This is a genomic window from Sulfurospirillum sp. E15m, assembly GCF_059415145.1.
Genome location: NZ_JCAHZS010000002.1, coordinates 163,561 through 186,383 on the forward strand (window position 1 = coordinate 163,561; position 22,823 = coordinate 186,383).

The 22,823-nt window shown below is 39.1% G+C and carries 25 protein-coding genes; 13 read left to right on the top strand and 12 right to left on the bottom strand.

What is annotated here, in order from left to right; genetic code table 11:
- The first annotated feature begins 7 nt into the window (after window positions 1–7).
- The 9 genes from AC5SLP_RS04960 to AC5SLP_RS05000 all read left to right on the top strand — a co-directional run bounded on the left by AC5SLP_RS04960 (window position 8) and on the right by AC5SLP_RS05000 (window position 8,129).
- On the top strand, window positions 8–1,705 hold the full coding sequence (locus AC5SLP_RS04960; protein WP_495254040.1) for a SulP family inorganic anion transporter: 1,698 nt from the start codon (window positions 8–10) through the stop codon (window positions 1,703–1,705).
- 1 nt (window position 1,706) lies between these two features.
- Window positions 1,707–1,913: a tautomerase family protein gene (locus AC5SLP_RS04965; RefSeq protein WP_495254041.1), complete on the top strand. Its 207-nt coding sequence runs from the start codon at window positions 1,707–1,709 to the stop codon at window positions 1,911–1,913.
- Window positions 1,914–1,974: 61 nt separating this feature from the next.
- A complete protein-coding gene (locus tag AC5SLP_RS04970; RefSeq protein WP_495254042.1) occupies window positions 1,975–2,652 on the top strand; it encodes a F0F1 ATP synthase subunit A in 678 nt (225 codons plus the stop codon).
- Window positions 2,639–2,935, top strand: coding sequence for a hypothetical protein (locus tag AC5SLP_RS04975; RefSeq protein WP_495254043.1), 297 nt, complete (start codon window positions 2,639–2,641; stop codon window positions 2,933–2,935). The genes AC5SLP_RS04970 and AC5SLP_RS04975 overlap by 14 nt, the downstream gene beginning before the upstream one ends.
- Entirely contained in the window at window positions 2,886–3,467 is a 582-nt protein-coding gene (locus AC5SLP_RS04980) for a thiamine phosphate synthase (RefSeq protein WP_495254044.1), read from the top strand. The genes AC5SLP_RS04975 and AC5SLP_RS04980 overlap by 50 nt, the downstream gene beginning before the upstream one ends.
- Before the next feature lie 15 nt (window positions 3,468–3,482).
- Window positions 3,483–4,910, top strand: coding sequence for an Asp-tRNA(Asn)/Glu-tRNA(Gln) amidotransferase subunit GatB (gatB, locus tag AC5SLP_RS04985; protein ID WP_495254045.1), 1,428 nt, complete (start codon window positions 3,483–3,485; stop codon window positions 4,908–4,910).
- Between the two features lie 21 nt (window positions 4,911–4,931).
- Window positions 4,932–5,819 (top strand): NAD(P)H-dependent glycerol-3-phosphate dehydrogenase, encoded by an 888-nt coding sequence (locus AC5SLP_RS04990; protein WP_495254046.1) that lies wholly within the window; start codon window positions 4,932–4,934, stop codon window positions 5,817–5,819.
- A complete protein-coding gene (locus AC5SLP_RS04995; protein WP_495254047.1) occupies window positions 5,819–6,910 on the top strand; it encodes a glycoside hydrolase family 3 N-terminal domain-containing protein in 1,092 nt (363 codons plus the stop codon). The genes AC5SLP_RS04990 and AC5SLP_RS04995 overlap by 1 nt, the downstream gene beginning before the upstream one ends.
- On the top strand, window positions 6,900–8,129 hold the full coding sequence (locus tag AC5SLP_RS05000) for an amidohydrolase family protein (RefSeq protein ID WP_495254048.1): 1,230 nt from the start codon (window positions 6,900–6,902) through the stop codon (window positions 8,127–8,129). The genes AC5SLP_RS04995 and AC5SLP_RS05000 overlap by 11 nt, the downstream gene beginning before the upstream one ends.
- On the opposite strand, the gene truA is transcribed toward AC5SLP_RS05000, so the two are convergent.
- The 6 genes from truA to glmU are packed head-to-tail and all read right to left on the bottom strand — an operon-like array spanning window position 8,123 to window position 13,843.
- Window positions 8,123–8,857 carry a tRNA pseudouridine(38-40) synthase TruA gene (gene truA / locus AC5SLP_RS05005; protein ID WP_495254049.1) on the bottom strand — a complete coding sequence of 245 codons (735 nt, stop codon included), beginning with the start codon at window positions 8,855–8,857 and terminating at the stop codon, window positions 8,123–8,125. The two genes, AC5SLP_RS05000 and truA, sit on opposite strands and share 7 nt — an antisense overlap.
- A 5-nt stretch (window positions 8,858–8,862) precedes the next feature.
- Complete coding sequence (locus AC5SLP_RS05010) at window positions 8,863–9,888, bottom strand: LptF/LptG family permease (RefSeq protein WP_495254050.1); 1,026 nt, start codon at window positions 9,886–9,888, stop codon at window positions 8,863–8,865.
- Window positions 9,881–10,609 (bottom strand): prepilin peptidase, encoded by a 729-nt coding sequence (locus AC5SLP_RS05015; protein WP_495254051.1) that lies wholly within the window; start codon window positions 10,607–10,609, stop codon window positions 9,881–9,883. Before AC5SLP_RS05015 ends, AC5SLP_RS05010 begins: the two co-directional genes overlap by 8 nt.
- Before the next feature lie 6 nt (window positions 10,610–10,615).
- On the bottom strand, window positions 10,616–11,338 hold the full coding sequence (locus tag AC5SLP_RS05020) for a hypothetical protein (protein ID WP_495254052.1): 723 nt from the start codon (window positions 11,336–11,338) through the stop codon (window positions 10,616–10,618).
- Window positions 11,335–12,549 carry a bifunctional phosphopantothenoylcysteine decarboxylase/phosphopantothenate--cysteine ligase CoaBC gene (coaBC, locus tag AC5SLP_RS05025; RefSeq protein WP_495254053.1) on the bottom strand — a complete coding sequence of 405 codons (1,215 nt, stop codon included), beginning with the start codon at window positions 12,547–12,549 and terminating at the stop codon, window positions 11,335–11,337. Before coaBC ends, AC5SLP_RS05020 begins: the two co-directional genes overlap by 4 nt.
- Window positions 12,542–13,843 (bottom strand): bifunctional UDP-N-acetylglucosamine diphosphorylase/glucosamine-1-phosphate N-acetyltransferase GlmU, encoded by a 1,302-nt coding sequence (glmU, locus tag AC5SLP_RS05030; protein ID WP_495254054.1) that lies wholly within the window; start codon window positions 13,841–13,843, stop codon window positions 12,542–12,544. The genes coaBC and glmU overlap by 8 nt, the downstream gene beginning before the upstream one ends.
- Window positions 13,844–14,001: 158 nt before the next feature.
- Between glmU and fliP the strand changes: the two genes are divergently transcribed.
- On the top strand, window positions 14,002–14,703 hold the full coding sequence (fliP, locus tag AC5SLP_RS05035) for a flagellar type III secretion system pore protein FliP (protein ID WP_495254145.1): 702 nt from the start codon (window positions 14,002–14,004) through the stop codon (window positions 14,701–14,703).
- A 28-nt stretch (window positions 14,704–14,731) separates the two neighbouring features.
- Complete coding sequence (locus AC5SLP_RS05040) at window positions 14,732–15,541, top strand: D-hexose-6-phosphate mutarotase (protein ID WP_495254055.1); 810 nt, start codon at window positions 14,732–14,734, stop codon at window positions 15,539–15,541.
- On the opposite strand, the gene AC5SLP_RS05045 is transcribed toward AC5SLP_RS05040, so the two are convergent.
- The gene (locus tag AC5SLP_RS05045; RefSeq protein ID WP_495254056.1) at window positions 15,506–16,537 is read right to left on the bottom strand and encodes an AraC family transcriptional regulator; all 1,032 of its coding nucleotides are present in this window, start codon (window positions 16,535–16,537) and stop codon (window positions 15,506–15,508) included. The genes AC5SLP_RS05040 and AC5SLP_RS05045 overlap by 36 nt on opposite strands.
- Window positions 16,538–16,746: 209 nt before the next feature.
- On the opposite strand from AC5SLP_RS05045, the gene cowN reads away from it, so the two are divergent.
- Window positions 16,747–17,052, top strand: a complete 306-nt coding sequence (cowN, locus tag AC5SLP_RS05050; protein ID WP_495254057.1) for a N(2)-fixation sustaining protein CowN — start codon at window positions 16,747–16,749, stop codon at window positions 17,050–17,052.
- A 4-nt stretch (window positions 17,053–17,056) separates the two neighbouring features.
- On the opposite strand, the gene AC5SLP_RS05055 is transcribed toward cowN, so the two are convergent.
- From AC5SLP_RS05055 to AC5SLP_RS05070, 4 genes are read right to left on the bottom strand one after another with little or no spacing between them, the layout of a single operon-like run.
- On the bottom strand, window positions 17,057–17,572 hold the full coding sequence (locus AC5SLP_RS05055) for a hypothetical protein (protein ID WP_495254058.1): 516 nt from the start codon (window positions 17,570–17,572) through the stop codon (window positions 17,057–17,059).
- Window positions 17,573–17,630: 58 nt separating this feature from the next.
- A complete protein-coding gene (locus AC5SLP_RS05060; RefSeq protein WP_495254059.1) occupies window positions 17,631–17,942 on the bottom strand; it encodes an MTH1187 family thiamine-binding protein in 312 nt (103 codons plus the stop codon).
- A gap of 18 nt (window positions 17,943–17,960) precedes the next feature.
- On the bottom strand, window positions 17,961–19,205 hold the full coding sequence (locus AC5SLP_RS05065) for an MgtC/SapB family protein (RefSeq protein WP_495254060.1): 1,245 nt from the start codon (window positions 19,203–19,205) through the stop codon (window positions 17,961–17,963).
- Window positions 19,206–19,256: 51 nt separating this feature from the next.
- Window positions 19,257–20,972, bottom strand: a complete 1,716-nt coding sequence (locus AC5SLP_RS05070) for a YgiQ family radical SAM protein (RefSeq protein ID WP_495254061.1) — start codon at window positions 20,970–20,972, stop codon at window positions 19,257–19,259.
- A gap of 117 nt (window positions 20,973–21,089) precedes the next feature.
- Between AC5SLP_RS05070 and AC5SLP_RS05075 the strand changes: the two genes are divergently transcribed.
- On the top strand, window positions 21,090–22,349 hold the full coding sequence (locus AC5SLP_RS05075) for a glucose-6-phosphate isomerase (protein WP_495254062.1): 1,260 nt from the start codon (window positions 21,090–21,092) through the stop codon (window positions 22,347–22,349).
- A 40-nt stretch (window positions 22,350–22,389) separates the two neighbouring features.
- Here AC5SLP_RS05075 and AC5SLP_RS05080 read toward each other — a convergent pair whose 3' ends face one another.
- Window positions 22,390–22,779, bottom strand: a complete 390-nt coding sequence (locus AC5SLP_RS05080; protein WP_495254146.1) for a tellurite resistance TerB family protein — start codon at window positions 22,777–22,779, stop codon at window positions 22,390–22,392.
- Window positions 22,780–22,823 lie beyond the last annotated feature (44 nt).

The window sequence follows — 22,823 nt, forward strand, 5'->3', positions numbered from 1 at the left end:
CTTCACAATGAATGTGAAATATTGGCTCCCACGGAGCTTTACGGTCCTTAAGGAAGGTTACTCTGTTGCGAAATTGTCTTCGGACATCGTAGCAGGTTCCACAGTTGCGATTATCGCCTTACCACTTGCAATGGCATTTGCAATCGCTAGTGGTGTTAGTCCTGAAAAGGGACTTTTTACCGCTATAGTAGCAGGGTTTATTATCTCCCTATTTGGTGGGAGTAGGTATCAGATTGGAGGTCCTACGGGGGCTTTTGTTGTGGTACTCTATGCGGTTATTTTAAAACATGGCTATGATGGATTGGTTATAGCAACATTCCTTGCTGGAGCTATGCTCTTTTTGATGGGTGTTTTTAAACTGGGTAATATTATTAAGTTTATTCCGTATCCTGTCACCGTTGGCTTTACCACGGGTATTGCGTTGATTATCTTTTCATCACAGGTCAAAGATTTTTTTGGGCTACCGATTTCCAAAATGCCCGCAGAATTTACAGGACAGTGGATACTCTACTCAAAAGAGTTTTTACATGTAAATTATTATGCACTTGGAATTGGACTGATTAGCATGGTGTTGCTGATTCGATTGCGTCATCGTTTTCCACGTGTTCCTGCCCCTATGATTGTCATTATTTTGTCTTCATTCGCGGTTTGGGCATTTCATTTGCCTGTTGAAACCATTGGTTCAAAATTTGGTGATTTACCTTCTACGTTACCATTACCACACATTCCTGCTTTTTCTTTGGAAAAAGTACGTGCTGTTTTTCCTGATGCAATTACTATAGCGATATTAGGAGCGATTGAATCATTGCTTTCGTGTGTTGTCGCCGATGGTATGACAGGTGATCGTCACCACTCTAATAAAGAGTTGATGGCGCAAGGTATTGCTAACATTTCCTCCGTACTTTTTGGAGGAATTGCCGCGACAGGAGCCATTGCTAGAACCGCTACCAATATTAAATCAGGTGCTTATAGTCCAATTTCAGGGATGATTCATTCCCTCATGTTATTGGTTTTTATGTTTTTATTCTCCAAGCTTATTAGTCTGATTCCTTTGGCTGCTTTAGCCGCTATTTTAGTTGTTGTTGCATGGAATATGAGTGAGCTTCACCATTTTAAAGCTATTGCGTTGCGTTCTGAGCGAAATGATGCTGTTGTGCTTTTGATGACATTTTTCCTCACGGTTTTGATTGATTTAAATACGGGTGTTCAAACAGGCATTATGCTTGCTGGATTGCTGTTTATCAAACGAATGATTGATGTAACGGGTATTGTCGATACGAAAGATACTATTGTAATGCCCTTTGATGAAGAAGATGAACCTATTGAAGTCGATGATGACCATGCTATTAGCAAGAAAATAGTGCCGCAAAATGTTGAAGTCTATGAAATCAATGGACCCTTTTTCTTTGGGGTAGCAGATCGTCTTAAGAATGTTTTAGGCGAGCTTGAAGATGCGCCAAAAGTATTCATTTTACGTATGCGTCATGTTCCTATGATTGATGCAACAGGGCTTCATGCTTTAGAGGAATTTTTTGATTTATGCCAAAGCAACGGAACGATTCTTGTACTCTCAGGTGTTAATGAGCGCATTAAGTTCAAGATGCGACGCCTTGGTTTTGATCAAAAAGTAGGAAAAGAAAATATTACAGACCATATTGATATGGCCTTAATGAGAGCAAATCAACTTTTAGACAAGGAGCAATAATATGCCATATGTCAATATCAAAATCACCAAGGAAGGTGCGAGCAAAGAGCAAAAAGCACAACTCATTGAAGGGGTTACGAATCTTTTAGTCAGTGTTCTTGGTAAAAATCCAGCGACAACGGTTGTAACGATTGATGAAGTCGATATGGATAATTGGGGAATAGGTGGGCAACAAGTGAGCGAACTGCGCAAAAAAGCGAAGCCTTAATGAACTATTAAATGATTTTTTAGTAAAATCACGCAAAATTAAAAAATGAAGGAATAGTGTAATGGGTGAAATGTTTACCTTTTTAGGACTAATTAGTCACTCCCATGATTTCATCTTTGTATCTCATGTTGTCTTGGTAGCCGTAATTAGTTTTGGACTTGCAAAAATAGCAACGTCAAAAATGCAACTTGTACCAAGTGGCGTACAAAACGTTATGGAAGCATATCTGGAAGCGGTCATCTCTATGGGCAAAGATGTTATCGGCGAAGAATTAGCACGCAAATATTTACCACTTGTCGCAACAATTGGTTTAATGGTTTTTGTTGCCAATGTTATTGGTATTATCCCAGGATTTGAATCACCAACGGGTAACCTCAATATGACATTAGCACTTGCATTAATGGTGTTTGTTTATTATAACTTTGAAGGTATTCGTGTGAATGGTGTTGTTCACTATTTTGCACACTTTATGGGACCATTGAAAGTATTGGCTCCTTTAATGTTTCCTATTGAAATTGTTTCACACTTCTCAAGAATTGTCTCTTTGACATTCCGACTTTTCGGTAACATCAAAGGTGATGACCTTTTCTTGGCGGTTGTTTTAATGCTAGCACCATGGATTGCACCACTTCCTGCGTATGCGTTATTAACATTTTCAGCGTTTTTACAAACATTTATTTTCATGATTTTAACATACGTTTATCTTGCAGGTGCGGTACTTATTAGTGAAGAACACTAATAACAAGCAAATGCGTTTTGAAAAACTACTCAGTTTATTGCAAGGGGCTTCTTGGGCACTTGCAATAGCGGGTGGTGGCTATACTTTTCTTCTTTTCCTCCCTTTTGGCTTTATCATTTCAGCAATTATCGGTCTTTTTTTCTTCCTTTCTGGAATGTTTTTTGTAACGATTTTTGAGATGGCTTTTATACAAAGCGCAAAGCTTCAAGAGTCTCAAAAACAGACTAAGCTTCTTGAGCAACTCACACACCAAAACGATGATAAAACAGTATCTTATCACTGACCCTTCTTACTACACATCTTCCCCAGACACGCTTTTGCAAACGCTTTTACATGTAAAGGCTCGTCATCATGTTGATTATATATGTTTACGGGATAAATCAACCGATGCGTATGAAGCATTAGCCCAACACATTGCCGCTGCTAAAGATGCCTTAGGAGATTCAAAACTCTTTTTACACACGCATATCGCCTTAGCGGCAAAATTACAGGTGGATGGTATTCATTTGACCTCGACTCAAATCAATGATATACCTCTTGCTAAGGCATTAAACTTAGAGGTTATCATCAGCACACACTCTTTAGAAGAAGCACTGGAAGCTGAAAAACAAGGTGCTGATGCCATCACGTTTAGCCCGATTTTTCACTCGCCTGGCAAAGCAAACCCCGTTGGTTTAGAGAAGTTAAAAGAAATAAATGATAGAATCCACATTAAATGTTTCGCGCTTGGTGGCATTGTCACTCCTGAACACATACGCGCTTGTGAAGCCGTTGGAGTAGAAGGATTTGCCTCAATTCGCTTTTTTTTAGATTAATCCAAAGGGTACTTAATGGAATTTGAAGTTGTTATTGGACTTGAAGTTCATGCTCAATTAAATACAAAAACGAAGATTTTTTGCAGTTGTCCTACCAGTTTTGGAGAAGAACCTAACACCAATGTTTGCGAAGTTTGTTTGGGGCTTCCCGGTGCATTACCTGTATTAAATAAAGAGGCTGTGAAAAAAGCCATTGCCTTAGGAACAGCTATTCACGCAACCATTAATCAAAAATCTATTTTTAACCGCAAAAACTATTTTTATCCTGATCTTCCAAAAGGGTACCAAATTAGTCAATTTGAGATACCTATTGTTGAAGCCGGTGAGATTATTATTGATTTTGAAGACGGTTCAACCAAACGTATTGGCGTTACAAGAGCACACCTTGAAGAAGACGCAGGAAAAAATATTCACCATGGCAATGTTTCTCATGTGGATTTAAACAGGGCAGGTACGCCCTTGCTTGAAATCGTCAGTGAGCCGGATATGCGCAGTAGTGAAGAGGCAATTTTGTATCTTAAAAAATTGCACGCCATTTTACGTTACCTAGACATTAGCGACGCCAATATGCAAGAAGGAAGTTTCCGTTGTGATGCAAACGTCTCTATTCGCCCAAAAGGGGACACCAAACTATATACCAGAGCGGAAATCAAGAACTTAAACTCATTTAAATTTATCCAAAAGGCGATTGATTATGAGGTTGAGCGCCAACGTGAAGCATGGGAAGATGGTGTGTATGAGAAAGAAGTTGTTCAAGAAACAAGGCTTTATGATACTGAAAAAAATGAGACCAGAAGTATGCGAGGAAAAGAAGATAGCGCTGAATATCGTTATTTTCCAGACCCTGACTTGTTGCCTGTTGTGGTTCCTGATGCTATGCTGGCTGAATGCATTCAAATTCCAGAGCTTCCCGATGAGAAACGTGACCGCTTTTTAAAAGAGTATGGTATCAAGGAGTATGATGCAAATGTCATTACTTCCAGCGTTGAAATGGCACGTTTTTACGAAACAATGATCCACGAGGGTGCGAGTGCTAAAAACTCTGTCACATGGCTTACGGTTGAGCTTTTGGCGCGTTTGAATAATGGCATGACACTGCTTACCTCTCCTGTGGATGCAATTAAATTAGCAGCCATTGTTAAAAGAATCGAAGATGGAACCATAAGTGGTAAAGCGGCAAAAGAAGTGCTGGATTATTTGATGGAAAATGGCGTAAGCGTGGATGATGCCATTGAAAAATTGGGTCTGAAACAAGTGAGTGATGATAGCGCTATTTTAGCAATTATTGATGCGATTATCGCAGCCAATGCAGACAAAGTAGCTGAATATAAAGCGGGTAAAGATAAACTCTTTGGATTCTTTGTTGGGCAAACCATGAAAGAGAGCAAAGGTGCAGCAAATCCTGCAAAAGTCAATGAGCTTTTAAAAGCAAGACTTTCTTAAAATAGTGTCATTGGGGTTGATATGAGTATAGCTGTCATTGGTGCAGGTAAATGGGGACAGGCGCTGCACTTCGCTATTTCTCAAACGGTTACATGTAAAATTACATCAAGGCAAACAAAAGCGATTGAGCATTTTGTGTGTTTAGAAGAAGCTTTACACTGTGAGTATTTGGTTTTTGCTTTGCCAGCTCAAGTAGTTCGTTCATGGTTAAAAGAGCATTTTGTCTTTCAAAATCAAAAGATTCTTGTCGCAGCCAAAGGCATAGAATGCGGTAGCGGGGCTTTCTTAAATGAAGTTTTTGCTAGGTTCGTTCCTGAGAGCAATCTGGCTTTTTTATCAGGTCCTTCCTTCGCAAGCGAAGTGATGCAAGGGCTTCCTACGGCAGTTGTGATTAATTCAACCAATGAAACTCTCTCCAAAGAATTTTCAACATTTTTTCCTTCTTTTATTAAAACGTATACCTCCAAAGATGTTATTGGCGCAGAAGTATGCGGTGCGTATAAAAATGTTTTAGCCATTGCCAGTGGCATTTGCGATGGGTTAAAACTTGGTAACAATGCCAGAGCCAGTCTTATTGCTAGAGGACTCGTTGAAATGCACCGTTTTGGTAAATATTTCGGTGCACATGATGAGACATTTTTAGGTTTAAGCGGGGCAGGTGATCTTTTTCTCACGGCATCAAGTACACTTTCACGTAACTACCGCGTTGGGCTTTTTTTAGCAGAAGGTAAAAAACTGGATGCAATTTTAGAGGCTTTGGGTGAGGTTGCGGAAGGTGTGTTTACATCCGAAGCAATTCATGAACTCTCTATAAAGCATCAAATTTATACACCCATTGCCCATGAAATAGCACTTATTTTACAGGGCAAAGCACCTAAACAAAGTGTTAAAGATTTATTGGCCGATTGATGATGCGATTTTTATTGATTCCATTTTTACTTGTTTCCTTGCTATCTGCAAAAACACCTTCTTTAGAAGAGATGATTGCTCAAATGATTGTCATTGGTTTTGATGGTACAAAAGAGGGTGAAAAATGGGTAGATCAAATTGCCAAAGATATTAAACGCGAAAAAGTGGGCGGTGTGATACTAGCGGATAAAAATATCCAAAATAGCACACAACTTAAAAAGCTAACCGATTATCTCAAAGTGCAAGCGCCTCAAAGCTTACCTCTTATCGTCAGTGTTGAATATGAAGGGGATGATCCTTCATTATTTAGCGTGAAAAAAGGCTACACACACATTTATCCTGCCCATCTGATGGCAACGACAAAAGATATGAGTGAAGCCGCACAGTTGTATCAAAGTATCAGTGATGAGCTTGAAAAAAGTGGCGTTAATGTTAATTTTGCGCCTGTGTTGGATTTACAAGCAAAATCTGTTACTTCTGAAGAACAAATCAAACGAAGCTATTCTGCCTATGAAGAGATAGTAACGACCTATGCATTGTTATTTGTGGATGCTATGTATGCCCACAATATTGTTCCCGTTGCGAAGTATTTCCCCTCTGCCGGTACCAATTTAGAAGATGACTTTTCCCATGAAGCGGATATTACAGCCTCATGGCGCTTTGAACAGCTTAAGCCTTATTATGACTTGATTGCGTATCATAAGTTAGATGCTGTTGTCATGTCACATGCCATGCAAAAAGAACTTGATGCCAGCAATCCAGCTCTCTTCTCCAAGCTCATGATTCAAAATTTATTACGCGATAAAATGCACTTTGAGGGTGTCGTTTTTGCGGACCATTTACGTACCAATTCATTTCCCAGTGGTGTTGATTTTAAACAACGCATTATTAAAACCATTCAAGCGGGAGCTGATATCTTAGTCTTTACAAACTATTTTGCCGATAACGCTAGCATGCCTTTTACAGTACAAAAAATCATCACAGATGCGATTCGCAGTGGTGAAATAAGCAAAGAGCAGATTGAACGTTCGTATGCGCGTATAGTGAGCTTTAAACAAAAACTATCAAAGAGAGGAAGCCATGTTAATTAAAAATGCATTCGTACCAACGCAAGAGGGATTAACTCCTTGCGATGTCTTAATTCAAGGTGGAAAAATTGTACGTGTTGAAAAACAGATTGAGGCGTTGGATGAAGAGCAAATTGATGCAACAGGGCTTTTTGTACTACCAGGCTTTATAGACCTCAATGTACGTTTTTCAAACAGCACACTCAACCAAGAGCATATTGACAAGCTAGCCAGCAGTTGTATTAAAGGTGGTGTTACAACCGCAGTTGTTATGTCAGACTTCTCGCCAAGACTTGAGAGTGCTACACTCTTAGAGTTGGTTAAATTTAAAATCGATCAAGCCAAGATTGACCTTAAAATTAGCGCACCACTTGCTGATCAAAAAGAAGACCAGTTGCATAATGTTGCAACGCTTCTCAATAATGGTGCGGCGGCTATTTTGGCAGATTCACACCGAAATGCCAATTTGTTACGCCGTGGAATGCAGTATGCGACAATGAAAAATAGACCTGTTTTTGTGCAGTGTTATGAGCCAAATTTAGACGATAATGGATTGATGAATGATGGTTTTGTGGCTTCAAAATTAGGTCTCTCAGGCATTTCCAAAATTTCAGAAACGGCAGAAGTGGCAAAAGTCGCTGAAATGGCACGTTTTTATGATGCTTCTGTTGTTTTAAAATCTCTCTCAACCAAACGTTCGCTTGACATTGCAAAAGAGCATAAAGCCAATAGCGAAAAGCTTTATACGGAGGTTTCTATTCATCACTTGTGTAAAAATGACAACAGCTGTGATGGGTTTAACACCTATGCAAAACTTATGCCTCCTTTACGCGAAGAAGAAGAACGCCAAGCACTTATTAAAGGGCTTCAAGCAGGTATGATTGATATTTTAACCTCGGCACATGCTCCTAAATCGATTTTGTATAAGGATGTTGCGTTTGAGGACGCAGAGTTTGGGTTAGGTTCAATTGAAGAGTTTTTAACACTTGCGTATACCTTCTTGGTAAAAAATAATCTGATTAGCCTTAATGCTTTGTTAGAAATTTGCTGTATCAACCCTGCGAAAGTTCTTGGACTTGATAACAAAGGAAAAATTGAGGCAGGGTATGATGCCGATGTGGTACTGTTTGACCCAAATCATACCTATGAAGTCACTAATACGCACTCTTTATACCATCAAGACACGCTTTATGGAAAAGTTAAACAGGTAATTGTCGGCGGGAAAGTGCTTCTTAATCAATAATAAACACGTGAAAGGTAGAGTCCACACGCTGGAATCAGTGTTGTGGATACCTTCATGCGCCTCTCTCTTTGTTCAATCAACTCTTCTACACTAAGCTCACCGTAACAGACCTTAAGAAGGCTACTGCACATCATACGTACTTGTGAACGTAAAAAGGCATCGCCTGCGAAATAGATAACGATCCAATTTTTATGACGATACGCACCCGCCTTAAAAATCGTACGCTCGTCTTTCGTGGCTCCTCCACCCGTTTTTTTAAAATACTCAAAGTTGTGGAATCCCTCAAAGCGTTTTGCATATTGGTTGAGAAGGTGTACCTCTAAAGGTTTTACATGTAAAGCATAATTGGCGAAAAAAGGTTGGTAAACACCATCGTACAGTACATAGCGATACAGTCTTTTTTTAGCATCAAAACGTGCATGAAAAGATGGTGAAACAGGCGAAATAGTGTGAATAAAGATATGCGGAAACAAAAAGCCATTCAGATGTGTTCTTAATTTGGAAAGGTCTGTCCAAAACGAGGGAATATCAACGTGGATGACTTGATGCAACGCATGTACACCCGTATCGGTGCGACCACTTCCTACAAGGGGCGAGTGGATATTAACACGGTGGAGAGCCTGTGTAATCTTCCCTGCAACGCTTTGATTGCCGGTATGTTCATGCTTTTGAATCTGGAAGCCATTAAACGAGCTTCCATCATAACTGAGTGTGATTTTAACACGCATAGTACTTAAAATACGGCTCGTATACGTTTTTGATAAATGCGGTATGCCACTAAAAATGTCATTAAAAAGACTACCAGCGGTGCGCTTTGTGGATGCCATGTTGAAAGGAATTGTGCGAGGATTAAATAGATGGCAATGGTTGCAAACATTTCCACATAAATGCTTCCTTTATTATAACGGTATGTGACGATGCCAATGCTAAGTGCTATGAAGGTCGAAGCCATAGGAAAAAGAGCGATTAGAAGGAAAAAAGCAAGGTCGTATGAGCGTTTTGTATCAACATACACACCCTTCCAATACTCTTTAACACTTTGCATTGCTCCAATAGCCGTTTTAGGCTGAGAGTTAATATGCATTGTCTCAAAATCGGTTTGGTCAATTTCATCTTTTGCAAACTCAAAAATCTTACCTTGCTCCAGATTGAGGCGTAAAATGCCTTCGTCATTGTCGATGACGGCATTGTGTGCGACAATTAGTTTTTCGGTCTCTTTTGCAGCAGGTGGTTGATACAACGTAACGCCACTGTAAGATTTGTGGTTACTGTTTTGTTCAATATAGACAAGCCAATTGGAAAATTTTTGACCAAATTCATTCGCTTTGATGTTAAATTTAGCTTCGGCTTTTTTATACTCAATAAAATTGGTATTGAGTTGTTTTGAAATAGGCACTAAAATAAGAATGTCGATAATCAAAAGTGCTGAGAGCAACGTTGAGAGAGTGAGAAAAAGTTGAGCTATCTTTTTAGGATTATAGCCGAGCGTAAACAAAACAATGGTCTCATTTTCTTTGGATAAATTAAAAAGCGTGATGCATAAAGCGATAAAAAATGTAATGGGCAGAGTGTACACCAATGTTTTAGGCAACAGATAGATATACAGTGTTCCTAACTCCAAGAAGTCCATTTTAATAATAGCCGTTAGCGCCGTAATCTTGATAAAAAAGACAACAGAGGTGATAAAAAAGAGAATGAAAAAAAGTGAACTAAAAAGCTCTAAAAAATGTTTTAACAGATAGTGACTAACTCTATTCATAGATATATTCCATTACATGTAAAATGTGTTGATCAAAAAACCATGTGATAAAAAGCCCCAGTGCTAAAAAAGGGATAAAAGGCAATTCATACTTGCGTTTTTTCACAACGATAAATCCAACCAATGCCAAAAGTGCGGCACAATAGATGGCAATAAAACCCAATTTAATTCCCAATATGGCTCCAATGATACCCGCGATAATACTATCTGCTTCTCCCATAGCCTCTCTTTTGGTTAGTGCTGAGACACAAAACCGAAGGAGGGTAAAACCACCCATAAATAACAGACCATTTTGCAGTGACGCTAATGGTTGATGGGTGCAAAAGGCAAGAAAAAGTGCAGGTAAACTGAGTATATCAGGAACAGCTTTATAGCGAAGGTCAATGAGGCTAAGGGCTAACAATAACGCAAAAACCCAACCCAATAGAAGCGCTTGGCTCAGATTACCAAGACGCAAATACGCTACGGCAAATAAAAGAGCGCTCAAAAGCTCAATCAAAGGGTACTGCATGGAAATAGCACTCTGGCAAAAAGCGCATTTACCACGAAGCATCAGCCATGAGAGTACGGGAATATTGTGATACCATTTTAATGGATGCATACACGAAGGACAATGCGAGGCGGGTAGATGAATGCTCTCTTTTTTAGGTATGCGTAGAATAGCAACATTTAAAAATGAGCCAATGCACAATCCTAAGAGTATCACTAAAACCATCACCATACGTGTTTATCCTTTAATATCAAGCATCACATCACTTTTATCAAAAAGAGGTTTAATCTCTTTTTGAAGCGACAAATGCGTAATCATACCCAATTTTGCTTGCTCTTTTTGTAAATAAGCAAAACTTTTGTCATACATAACCTCTAAAAAAAGCTCATTATTAAGGATATAACCTTTCATAGGACCTAAATGTTCCAGTGCGATATAAAATAAAAACTTCTCAGTTGCTTCTTGTTGAAATTGAACCAACAGTTTTTTCCCATCCTGTAAAAAAGGAAGATGAATAATCATTTTTGAAAGGGCTAAAAGCATATAACTGTAAGTGATGAAAAGCTCTTTTGATGTCGTGGTCTCAGCGAGATGATTGATTAAAAATGCTTTGAAACTATCGTAGCTAAAACCATTTTTTTGTATAAAACTTTCAAAAGCTTGGGGCATGAAAAACGTTTCAGAAACAAACAGTTCAGGTTGTCTCCACAAATGTGAAATCGTTAAAATTCCCCCTTTTGTTTCCGAAAAATTTGCCCAGTATTTTTGCCCTTCTTCAAGACTTTTTTGACTTTTGGTGACCAGCTCTTTGCGTCCAATTTTTAGGCGATACCGAAGCGGGTCTATTTTTCGAAGCACTTCGATACTCACCGGTAAGTTGGCATTGAAATTGATACTAGAACTGCTGGTATGTGCAATATCTTGCGAAATGCCTGAGAGTTTTTGAAGGGTGGATATCATAGAAACTGACACTGATTGACGATGTGCTCTGCAATCTCAAATTTACTTGAAAGCGGAAAGAGCAAGCTGTTGGTTGCTGTAAGAAAATGGACTTCATTACGAAGGCTGCCAAAACTGTTCTCTTCTTTTAAAATATTCAAACACACGGCATCAAGATGCTTCTTCTTAAGCATGTTTTGTGCATTACTAAGTGCATGTTCTTCATCCAGTTCGGCTTTAAAGCCAATAACTTTGAACTCTTTTTTCTCCAGTGAGGCAAGAATATCAACGTTTTGTTTTAGCTCTAACGTGTAGTGTTCACCAAGTTCTTCTTTTTTTAATTTTCCATTATGCGTTTGCAAAGGGACATAATCGCTTACTGCGGCTGCCATGAATAGATATGGTGTTTTTTCTACACTTTGGTGGTGTTGCATTTGTGTCAAAAGCGCTATTTGCAGGTCGTGCGAACTTTTTACATGTAAAACATTGAGCTCAGGTAAATGCGGCGTTTCTGCACTGCTGATAAGAGTCACATTAGCACCTTTGAGATAAAGGCACAGCGCAAGTGCTGAGGCTTGTTTCCCACTCGAAAAATTGGTGAGGCATCTGACGTCATCAATTTTTTCCATCGTACCGCCACCGGTGATGATGACATCACGGTTCGACCAAAAAGGCTCTTCCAATAAAACGCGCGCACAGATGTAAAAAATATCTTCTACATCCGCCAATGCTCCCACACCTTCATCGTTACATGCGAGTAGTTTTGATTGGGGTTGAATAATCGTGTAGCCCAGAGCATCGAGTGTATGCAAACTCTCTTGTGTGATGGAATTGAGCATCATGTTGGTATTGGCCGAAGGCGCAATCAAAAGAGGCTTATTAAAGGCAATGGCGCATTGGGTTAAAAGATTATCAGCGATACCGTGGGCTAATTTATTGATAGTATTTGCCGATGCAGGAGCGATCAGAAAAATATCGGCCCATTTTCCGGTATGAATGTGACTGAGTCCTTCGCTCCATGATTCAGTATCGCTATGCAACACTTTGTTTTGGCTAATCGCCTCAAAGGTGAGTGGCGTGATAAAGCGTTTGGCATCTTCGCTCATCACCACTTTGACTTCAGCGCCCGCTTTAACAAACAGGCGAATCAGCTCTAACGCTTTATAAATTGCAATACTTCCCGTCACGCCAAGCAAGATTTTTTTGCCAGCAAGCAAAGTGGTGTTATGCATCTTTTTTCCCAAAAAATTTGTAAAAGAACCCCTCAACGATTTTGAGCGGTGCTCGGTTGATGGCTAAAGCGCCTTTGGGGATATCTTTTGTGATGGTGGTTCCTGAAGCAATGATGACGTCATCGCTAATGCTCACAGGGGCAACAAGCTGTGTATCGCTACCGACAAAGACATTTTTACCGATGATGGTTTGGTATTTTCGTTTGCCGTCATAATTACATGTAATGGTTCCACACCCGATATTGGTTCCCTCATCAATCACCGCATCACCTAGATAACTTAAGTGACCTGCTTTGACGCCTTTGAGGGTTGATTTTTTAACTTCGACAAAGTTACCGATGTGTGTACCTTCAATCATCGAATCAGGGCGGATACGTGCCATTGGTCCAATATCGGAGTTTTTAATGGTACTTTTTTCAATCACGGAATGCGCTTTGATGTGTGCATTTTCTAAAACAGTGCCTTTAAGAAGGGTGACACCATTTTCAAGAATACATTCGCCAAACATTTGAACATCGGCTTCAATGTAGATGGTACTTGGAAGGCGCATAATGACACCTTGTTCCATAAAACGACGTTTGATACGATTTTGCATCAGCTCTTCTGCTAAAGAGAGATGGTATTTGGAATTAACGCCCATAAAAGTCTCTTCATCGACGAAAAGCGCTTTGACTTTTTTATCGTTGGCATAGGCAAGTCCGACTAAATCCGTTAGATAGTACTCTTTTTGGTTATTGTTGTTGGAGAGCTTTGGTAAGTATTCGTGTAAAAATGCTGTTTTAAAGAAGTAAACGCCTGCATTAACGGCATTGACACACTTTTCATCTTCGTTGGCATCTTTTTCTTCAACGATTTTTTCCACGTTATGTTCATCGTCCATAATGACCCTACCGTAGCCAAAAGGCTCTTTACATGTAAAACTGCTCATGACAACATCGGCATCAATATATGTAAAATTTTGCATATCAGGCGCTTCTAAAAGAGGCATGTCACCGCTTAACACTAAAAGGTGGTCGTATTTGGGAGTGACACTTTTAATCGCTCCACCCGTACCTGGGAAGTTTTGATGGTCTTGTATGATATAGTGGATATTGTCAAAATAACGATTCATCTTTTCTTGAACAAGGTCTGCTTGATGGTACAAAATGACATGAATATCGTCGCTGATTTTTTGCGCCTCTTTAATAATGTGATAAAGCATCTCAAAACCACTGATGGTATGGAGAACTTTTGGAAGAGGGGATTTCATGCGCGTGCCAAGACCTGCCGCCATAATTGCGATTGAAATATTCATAAGAAGTGTTTCCTAAGCGTTAGATTGTTTTTATTTTAACGAAAAATTGTTTAAAGATTAAAACGTTTTTAACGCAAAAACAACTAAAATCATGCAATACATTACGAGGACAACATTTGAAAAGCTTTAAGAGAATCTTCCTTTTACTATTGGTTTGTATGACACCGCTTGCCTTTGGTGCCGACACCATCCCAACGGTAAACCTCTCTTTAAGCGCGCCTAGCTCGCCTCAGCAGCTCGTCACCAGCCTCAATCTTATGGTTGTTTTAACCATCTTGGTTTTAGCGCCATCCCTCATTTTTGTGATGACCAGCTTCCTTCGTTTGACCATTGTTTTCTCTTTTTTACGACAAGCCCTTGGTACACAGCAAATGCCACCTTCCCAAATTTTGGTCTCTTTGGCGATGATATTAACCTTTTTTATTATGGAACCTGTGGCAAAAGAGTCTTATGATGTTGCCGTGAAGCCTTATTTGGAAGAAAAAATGGGGTATCAAGAAGCCTTTGAAAAAGGTGCGGCTCCGTTTAAAGCGTTCATGATTCGCAATACCAGAGAAAAAGATTTAGCGCTTTTCTTTCGCATTCGCCATCTTGAAAATCCAAAAAATATAGAAGATGTTCCTTTAACCGTTGCCATTCCAGCGTTTATGATCAGTGAGCTTAAAACCTCTTTTGAGATAGGTTTTTTACTGTATCTGCCATTTCTCGTTATTGACATGGTCGTCAGTTCCGTTTTGATGAGTATGGGTATGATGATGCTTCCACCTGTTATGATTTCGTTGCCATTTAAACTGCTGATTTTTGTACTGGTAGATGGGTGGAATTTACTGGTTGGAAAACTGGTAGAGAGTTTCCACTAACCATCCTCATCCCAGTACAGAGACTTTCATGAACGAACTGTTTTTTCACGTTAATCACCCTTTGTTTGATGCGATTATTTTACGCCAAGGCGCACAGCTTATCCACTTTCAGCCTAAAAATGGTGAACCGCTTTTATGGTTTTCCGCTCTTTCAACGTTTGAAAAAGGGAAGCCTTTTCGTGGAGGCATTCCCATCTGTTGGCCGTGGTTTGCTCGCAGGGGTGTTCCCTCTCACGGTTTTGCTCGCATTATGGAGTGGACGCTGCAAACGTTTCAGGAGAGCGAAAAAGGCGTTTATCTGGTGTTTGAACTCAACGATTCAGACGCGACACGCGAAATATGGCCTCATGCGTTTCATGCACGTTTAGAGATGAATTTATGGCAAACGGTAAACATAGCGTTACATGTAAAATCACATCAAGAAACCACAGGCGCCTTGCATTCATACTTTACATGTAAAAGCATCCGCGATGTCCTTATCTCAGGACTTGAAGATTCGTATCAGGATGCTTTGCAAGCGGGAAAATTGTGTGTAAGTGCCGATGACGTTTTACATGTAAACGGTGCGATTGACCGCATCTATACGAAACCAGAAGCTCAAACACGGCTGATTGAGCCTGAGCGAACGGTACTGATTTCGCATACCAATCACAGCGATGTTGTGATTTGGAATCCATGGAAAGAGGGTTCTGAAACATTACGCGATATGCAAGAAGATGACTATCAAAAGATGGTGTGTATTGAGAGTGCAAGGATATTTAAGCCTTTAAAGGGCGAAGATAGCTTGCAGGTGAAAATCGCTTTATTGGATAGCCGCATGTCCTGTATTAAAGGGTAGGTTATTTCGGTACTGCTGTGGTGAGAGATTGTTCCACTGTTTAAAACTGCGTGTAAAACTACTTAAATCATTGTAGCCTAAGTATAAAGCGATAGTGCCAATGTCTATTGAGTAATTGTGCAAATAATAGAGTGCCAATTTCTTCCTTACATTTTCGATGAGTTTTGAGTAGCTAAAGCCTTCTTGCTTAAGGTAGGTTTGCAAGGTTCTGGTTGTGAGATGAAGGCTTTTGGCAAGCGTATCAATATCAACAGCTTCATTGCCTAATCGAAGTAATATTAATTTGCTGACTTTGCTGTTCCAACTGGTATCGTAGAAATTTTCGACAATCTTTTGTGCTTGGGATTCAAAGTATTTTAATAACCCAGGATATGCGTTTTTTAAAGGAATGGCTAAGTCATTTTCTGAAATAAAAAGAGCATTTTCATACGCATTAAAGTGTAAATTCTCACCAAAAAGCTGTGTGTAAGGCTCTCGAATCGTAACTAGGTCATACTGAAAATCAGCACGCTTTGGAACAATATTTTTGCCGCACAGTTGGCGCATGAGGGTGATAATGGCACTTAAGTGTATTTCAACTTGATGACGCGGTATAGGAATCAACGGATTATCGCTGATGGTAAAAAGCAGTTTCGATACAGCCCCTTCGTTGCTAAGTGAAAATTGAAGATTTTTGCCGATGAGAATTGAAAAATTGCAGAGTTTTTTGAGCATCTGTTCAATGGTCGCACTGTTTGAAAGCATGTAACCAAGCAACCCTAAAGACTCAGAAGAAGAGGTAGCTCCTAGATTGAGAGCGAGGCAAGGGTCTTGGCAAAGTGTGGCTGCTTTATAAAAGAGTGTTTTGACCTTCTCACTTGGCACGTAACTGTTTTCTTCTAAAAAGATGTCTGCGTTAATGTCAAGTTCATCTAAAAGAGCGTGTGTATTAATCTGATAACGCGATTCTAAAACGTTTAAAATATAATGCAATGTTACAGCAGAAACATGTTCCACAAAGTCCCCTTAGAATGAATCCTCTTTATTATACTGTGTATCTGAAACGTTCTTTTTTGCGCGAATGTATAAAATTGACGCAATTTATCAAATTTTAGGCATCTTTCGTCAAATACTTTGTTTTCATTTTACGTCATAATGTTTTCAAAATCTATTCCTCTCCTATAAATGGTGAGATAGAGCATTGATTTATGTTAGAAAGGAAAATTATGACACACGAAGCACGTGATCGTTATGTTTCATTTGCCAATATTGACTGTTATGAAAATGCTATACTCGTTTTAGATGCGATGTATGAACTCTTCGCGCTCTATCCTGAAGCGAAAAATGAGCTGTGGGTACGCTTTGAAACACTCATTCCTCAAAATTATAAAGAGGTGTTTGCGCAGAAAGATTCTAAAGACATTTTATACCATATCTGTTCGCATGTGTTTTATCTGAGTGCGCTTTTTGAAGAGTATGATTTTGAAAAAGGAATCACCTTGATGGAACAAGCTGAAATGGAGTGTTGCTAAATCTTTACATGTAAAGATTAAATCCCTTATGTTGTTTCAAAAAAGCATCAAAGAGTTTTTGTGCTTCATTGAGTGTTTTTTCATTTTGATGTTGTGCTTTGGAGAGAACTTTATCTAATGTCTTAAGCACCGAATCATTGATATAATTTTGTGTATTAGGATTGGTTGTTGTTGGCAATTTTGAACTGATGTCAAAAGCAGAATTGGTGATTTGCGCTTGATTCGTTGCACTCTCCTTAACGCTTTGAAGGTATTTATCCATCATCGGTTGAATCGCTTTCATCGCCTCATCAATCTCTTTTTGATCATTCGCATCAATACCATCACCTTGATACTGAAAATTGTAGCCATACGCGTGCGAAAGTGAGAGTGTGGTTGTGCGAGTATTGCCATTCGTTTCTTGTGAAATATCGGTTGTTCGCGTATCGTACATACTAAGATTAATCACATCACCACTACTCGTTTGTAATGAAAAGCCAAAAGCATTATTGCTAGCACTACTTGCTCCAATAGTTGCCATAGTAAGCCCCCTTCTATAATCACTATTTGAAACAAAATCGGATGAAACAGACTTTTCTTTAGATAGTAATTAAGCAGTCGAGTTTTTGCTGGACGGATTCGATTTTTTGATGCATGCCATCTTCTCTGTTTTTACGTATATCAAACTTCAAGCACGCATACACACGCTCGCACTCATCCAAACAATTGTAAGCATTTTCCACAAGACTCAATGCTTCTTGCATGCTAGGAGTTTCAACAACCGTGCTCATGGGTGTGAGTTTGTAAGCATATCCACTTTGAGAAATCATCTCAACGATTTTAGCAACATACGCACTTTTGCTTCCGCTTCCTTCAAGAGGAAACATACTAAATTCCATTAAAACACTCATACTATCACCTTATTAATGTTAAAAATAAAAATAGAGACTTGCAAATGTTATCATATTTAGTGCCAGATAGATTCCAACATAGCGTGCAAGTGAGGCATTACCTAAAAATAGTGTGATACCAAATTTGATAAATGAATTGGCAAACATTGCAAGTATCAAAGCCCGTAAAGCCGTTTCATGTGCAAGTTCATTGTGTGCCAGTGCCGCCAGTGATAAAGCAATAGCGTCAGTATCTGCAAGTCCAGAGATAAAAGAGACCACATAAACACCTGAATTGCCAAAATGCGTATGGAAGAATTGAATCAGTGCTAAAACTGCACCAAACAATAATCCAAGCAATAATGCTTCACTCAAACGAAAAGGATTTTTAAACACCGTAGTTTGCACAATCGTCTCTTTACGCGAAGTCACGTATAAATAGCCTAAGAAAAGATACCCCACCAAAGAAGCACCGAGCGTTGGTAAAATAATACGTGTGGCAAGGGCAGGGTAGAGAACATACATTTCAATCAAGAGGCGTAAGAGCATAATGGAACAAGCAAGATTAATGCCGATGGCTAAATTTTTGGTAAGAAGTGGACTTTCATGCGACCGCCTGCTCAGACTCAGTGTGACTGCCGTGGAAGAGACGATGCCGCCAAAAAGCCCCATCAGTCCAATGCCATGTTTGATACCAACAATGCGAACCGCAATATAGCCTAGAAATGAGATTCCCGCGACTAAAACCACCATGAGCCCAATTTGATAAAGGTTAAAATAACCCCAAGGGTCAAGTGTTTTATTGGGAACCATTGGCAAAATGACCAAACTCATGGTTAAAAACAAAATGGCAGCACTGAGCTCTTGTTTGGCAATGATTTTCTCATACGCTTGTATTTTTTCTTTAAGATTTAAGACAAATAAAATACTAATCGTAATAAACACCGCTAACATGGCTCTTTCATACGCAAGCAATGCACCAATTAAAAAAATAGCGAAGGCAGAAAACTCTGTCGTCATTCCCGTTTCATTGGGGGTTCGATTGAGCACGTAAGCACTGATTAAAAACGCACCTAAAACCATAGTCGCTATGGGTAAGAAAAATGTAATTGAGTGATTGAGCCAAGCACAGAGGTAGCCACTGAGGCTAATCAGAGCAAAGGTTCTTGCTCCTCCAAAATCTTTTTGCCGATTGGCATAGATAAGATGCATTTCACGTTGTAATCCGACTAAAAGCCCCAACGCAATCGCAATAATGACATTTTGAAAAACAAGCGTATCCATGAGAAACCTTTGTTTTTAAACGATAATCTATTCTACCTCAATATAGCTAAATTAACTGTCAAAACCACTGTGGAATTTACGTTCTTTTGCCACAACAATCTCTTTTTGTCGCTCTTTTTTGTGCATATCTTTTTCGACAAAAATAGGCTTACGTGTGATAGGATGAAGGCCTGTATAGTACATCAGTGTCGCATAGGTTGAAGGTGTCGGTGTAAAAATCTGCGCTTGTTCAGGATTGATTTTTAAAACCGAGCTTGCAAAGTTTTTAAGAGAATGCATATGACGCTCTTCGCAACCGGGGTGTGCGGCAATAAGATAATAGGTTAGAAACTGCTTTTTGCCTGATTCGCGACTTAGTTTGTCAAAAAGCGCTTTAAAATCGACCAAAGCGTCTTTACCGGGTTTTCCCATAAGTGCTAATATCTCATCATCAATATGTTCCGGTGCGATTTTCATTTGACCGCTTAAGTGGTGCTCTACGATTTCTTTGAGGTATTCATATCCATACGCTTTATCTTCACTGATAAGGTCATACCGAATTCCCGAAGCGACAAACGCTTTTTTAATGCCAGGAAGTGCTCTGATTTTACGCAGTAAATCAATCTGCTTTTTATGCGTTGGCTTTAACGCGCGACACAGTTTGGGAAACATGCAACTCTTATCTTCACACGTTCCTTTGGTCACTTTTTTATGGCATTCATAACCGTACATATTTGCCGTGGGCCCACCCAAATCAGAAATGATGCCTTTAAAATCTTTATAGGTTGTAAACAATTTAGCTTCGTCAATAATAGACTGTTCTGAGCGAGACCGAATGGTTCTTCCTTGATGCACACTAATAGCACAAAAACTACACTCTCCATAACAGCCTTGATGCGTGTTAATAGAAAATTTGATGGTTTCAAGCGCTTTAATAGCACCATCTTTTTTATAATACGGATGCGCATCTCTCATAAACGGCAAGCGACTTACTTCATCCATCTCTTCTGTTGTAAGGTAAGGTGCCGGAGGATTTTGGATGAGGTAACGCGAATCGACTTGTTGGCACAGTCCACGTGCAGAAATAGGGTCATTGTTGTGATAAAATGCGTTAAACATATCCATAAATCTGAGTTTATCCGCAACGACTTCTTGATGACTTGGAAGCTGGATATAGGTCTCTTTTGCCGCTTTAGCAATATAGCACAGCCCTTTTACATGTAAAGGTTCAATCCCTTGTTTTAACGCATTAGCAAATTCAACGACACTGTGGTCACTCATACCGTAAAGTAAATAATCCGCTTTGGCATCAAAGAGAATCGGTTTTCGTATATTATTGGACCAAAAATCATAATGGCTGACACGTCTAAGACTCGCTTCTATGCCACCTAACATTATAGGCACGGTGTTTTTAAAATGTTGGCGAATGAGGTTGGTATACACTAAGCTAGCACGATCTGGTCGCTTGTTATTAATGCCACCAGCGGTATAATCATCGCTGTTTCTAAATTTTTTGGTAGCTGTGTAGTTGGACACCATCGAATCCACGCTTCCACCGCTCACACCCCAAAAAAGCTTTGGTTCACCAAGGCGTGTAATGTCGATACCGCTTTTAACATCAGGTTGGGCAATAATGCCCACTTTATAGCCCGCTTTTTCTAAGACGCGCCCTACAACAGAAACACCCATATATGGGCTATCAATATACGCATCGGATGTGATTAAGATCACATCGCATTGCTCCCATCCATACTTTTGCATCTCTTCTTTGGTTGTAGGTAAAAACATAACGCTCCTAAGGGACTTTGATTATTCTTAATACTATAACAAAAATCCCATTTTGTTTGGCTTTCTTTAAGATTCTTCGTAGTAATATCGCTTTACTTATTCTGATGGAGGAACAGTTTGAAAAACTCGCTTTATTTTAATATTAAAGTCGAAGAGGGCATCTTTGATAAAATCGTTGCGGAACAAAACAGCATTGGTTATTATACGTTGCCAGAACAAGATATTAGTTATCTTGGAGATTATTTAGAAGCGTTTAAATCAAAAAATGACTATGAAGCGATTAAAGACATCGTTATTATTGGTATTGGTGGTAGTTCACTAGGACCTAAAGCAATTTTTAGAGCCTTGCAAGGGATTCGTGATTTTGATAAAAGACTTCATTTTTTTGAAAGTACCGATCCTGCATCGATTCGCTCAACACTCAATCGAATCGACATTAAAAATGCACATTTTTTTGTCATCAGCAAATCAGGAAGTACGATTGAAACGATTTCTGTGTATAAATACATTTTGGCTCTTCTCAAACAAAAAGAGATAGCCCTTGATTATCGCTTTACCTTTGTAACCGATGATGGTTCAAAACTTGAAGCCCATGCTAAATCACTCAACTCATTTGTCCTTCATATTCCTGTAAATGTAGGTGGTCGTTACTCTGTTTTAAGTGCAGCAGGTCTGGCACCGCTTTTATTAGCAGGTGTGGATGTCCAACGCCTTTTAGATGGTGCTAAAGCCATTAAGCAAAGTTTTTTTGAAGACGGTTATATTAAAGAGACATTGCTGAAAAAAGCAACCTACTACGCTAAAAATTCAATGAATTATAATATCAATACGTTGTTTGCTTATTCAGAGAGTTTGGACTATTTTACCGATTGGTATGTTCAACTTTGGGGTGAGAGTTTAGGTAAAAAACAACGCCACAGTAGCTTTAACGTCGGTTTAACACCGGTGGGGCTTATTGGTCCAAAAGATCAACACTCTTTCTTACAGCTTATTGTTGAAGGCCTTCGCGATAAGAGCGTCACGGTGCTTAAAATTGAAAATTTTGACGACAAGATTAAAATTCCTTCCATTACCCTCAAAGAGCTTGAAGATTTAGACTTGATGAACGGGATTGCTTTTTGCGACCTAATCAATATGCAAGCAGATTCTACTATTGAAGCACTCTTAGATAAAAAAGACATTCCAGTCGATACGATTACTGTGCAACATATAGATGAAGAAAATATTGGTAAATTGATTTATTATTATGAACTTTTAACGTCTATTGTCGGTCAAATGATGGATGTCAATGCGTATGACCAACCCGGCGTTGAAGATGGTAAGAAGATATTAAAAGGTAAATTACTCGAAGAGAAACGAAGCAAAAAAATACGTTAAGTAGCGACACATTAAGAGTGCTGGGAAAACCCAGTACTCTTTAGTTACTTGTCAATAAAAGTGCCTGTTCATACAGTGCAGAACCTGCTTTTCCCCACATTGAAAAAAAGTGTAACTCTTTCTCGCTAATAAAAAAAGCTTGGGCTATTTTGTTGATAACTTTATGCTCATAAAGTCCAAATGCATCGTCAATATGCACCAAAACCATCAGGGAAAGCAAAACAATTTTTTGGCTTTTTGTTGTTTTAAACGTCTTTAAATTCTCTTCTAAATCAAACTGTTCTGTGTTGATATCGTGGTTCTCTATTCCCATCTCCGTACAGTATTCTTCGATAACTTCACGCTCTTTTGGACCATATTCTCCATCAAGTTTGGCGATATATTGTGTGAGTTGTAAAAAAGCAAACTTTTCTTCTGATGAAAGTTTCATAAGTAACAATTTGTACTCCTTAAGTGTTTATACCCCATCATTAT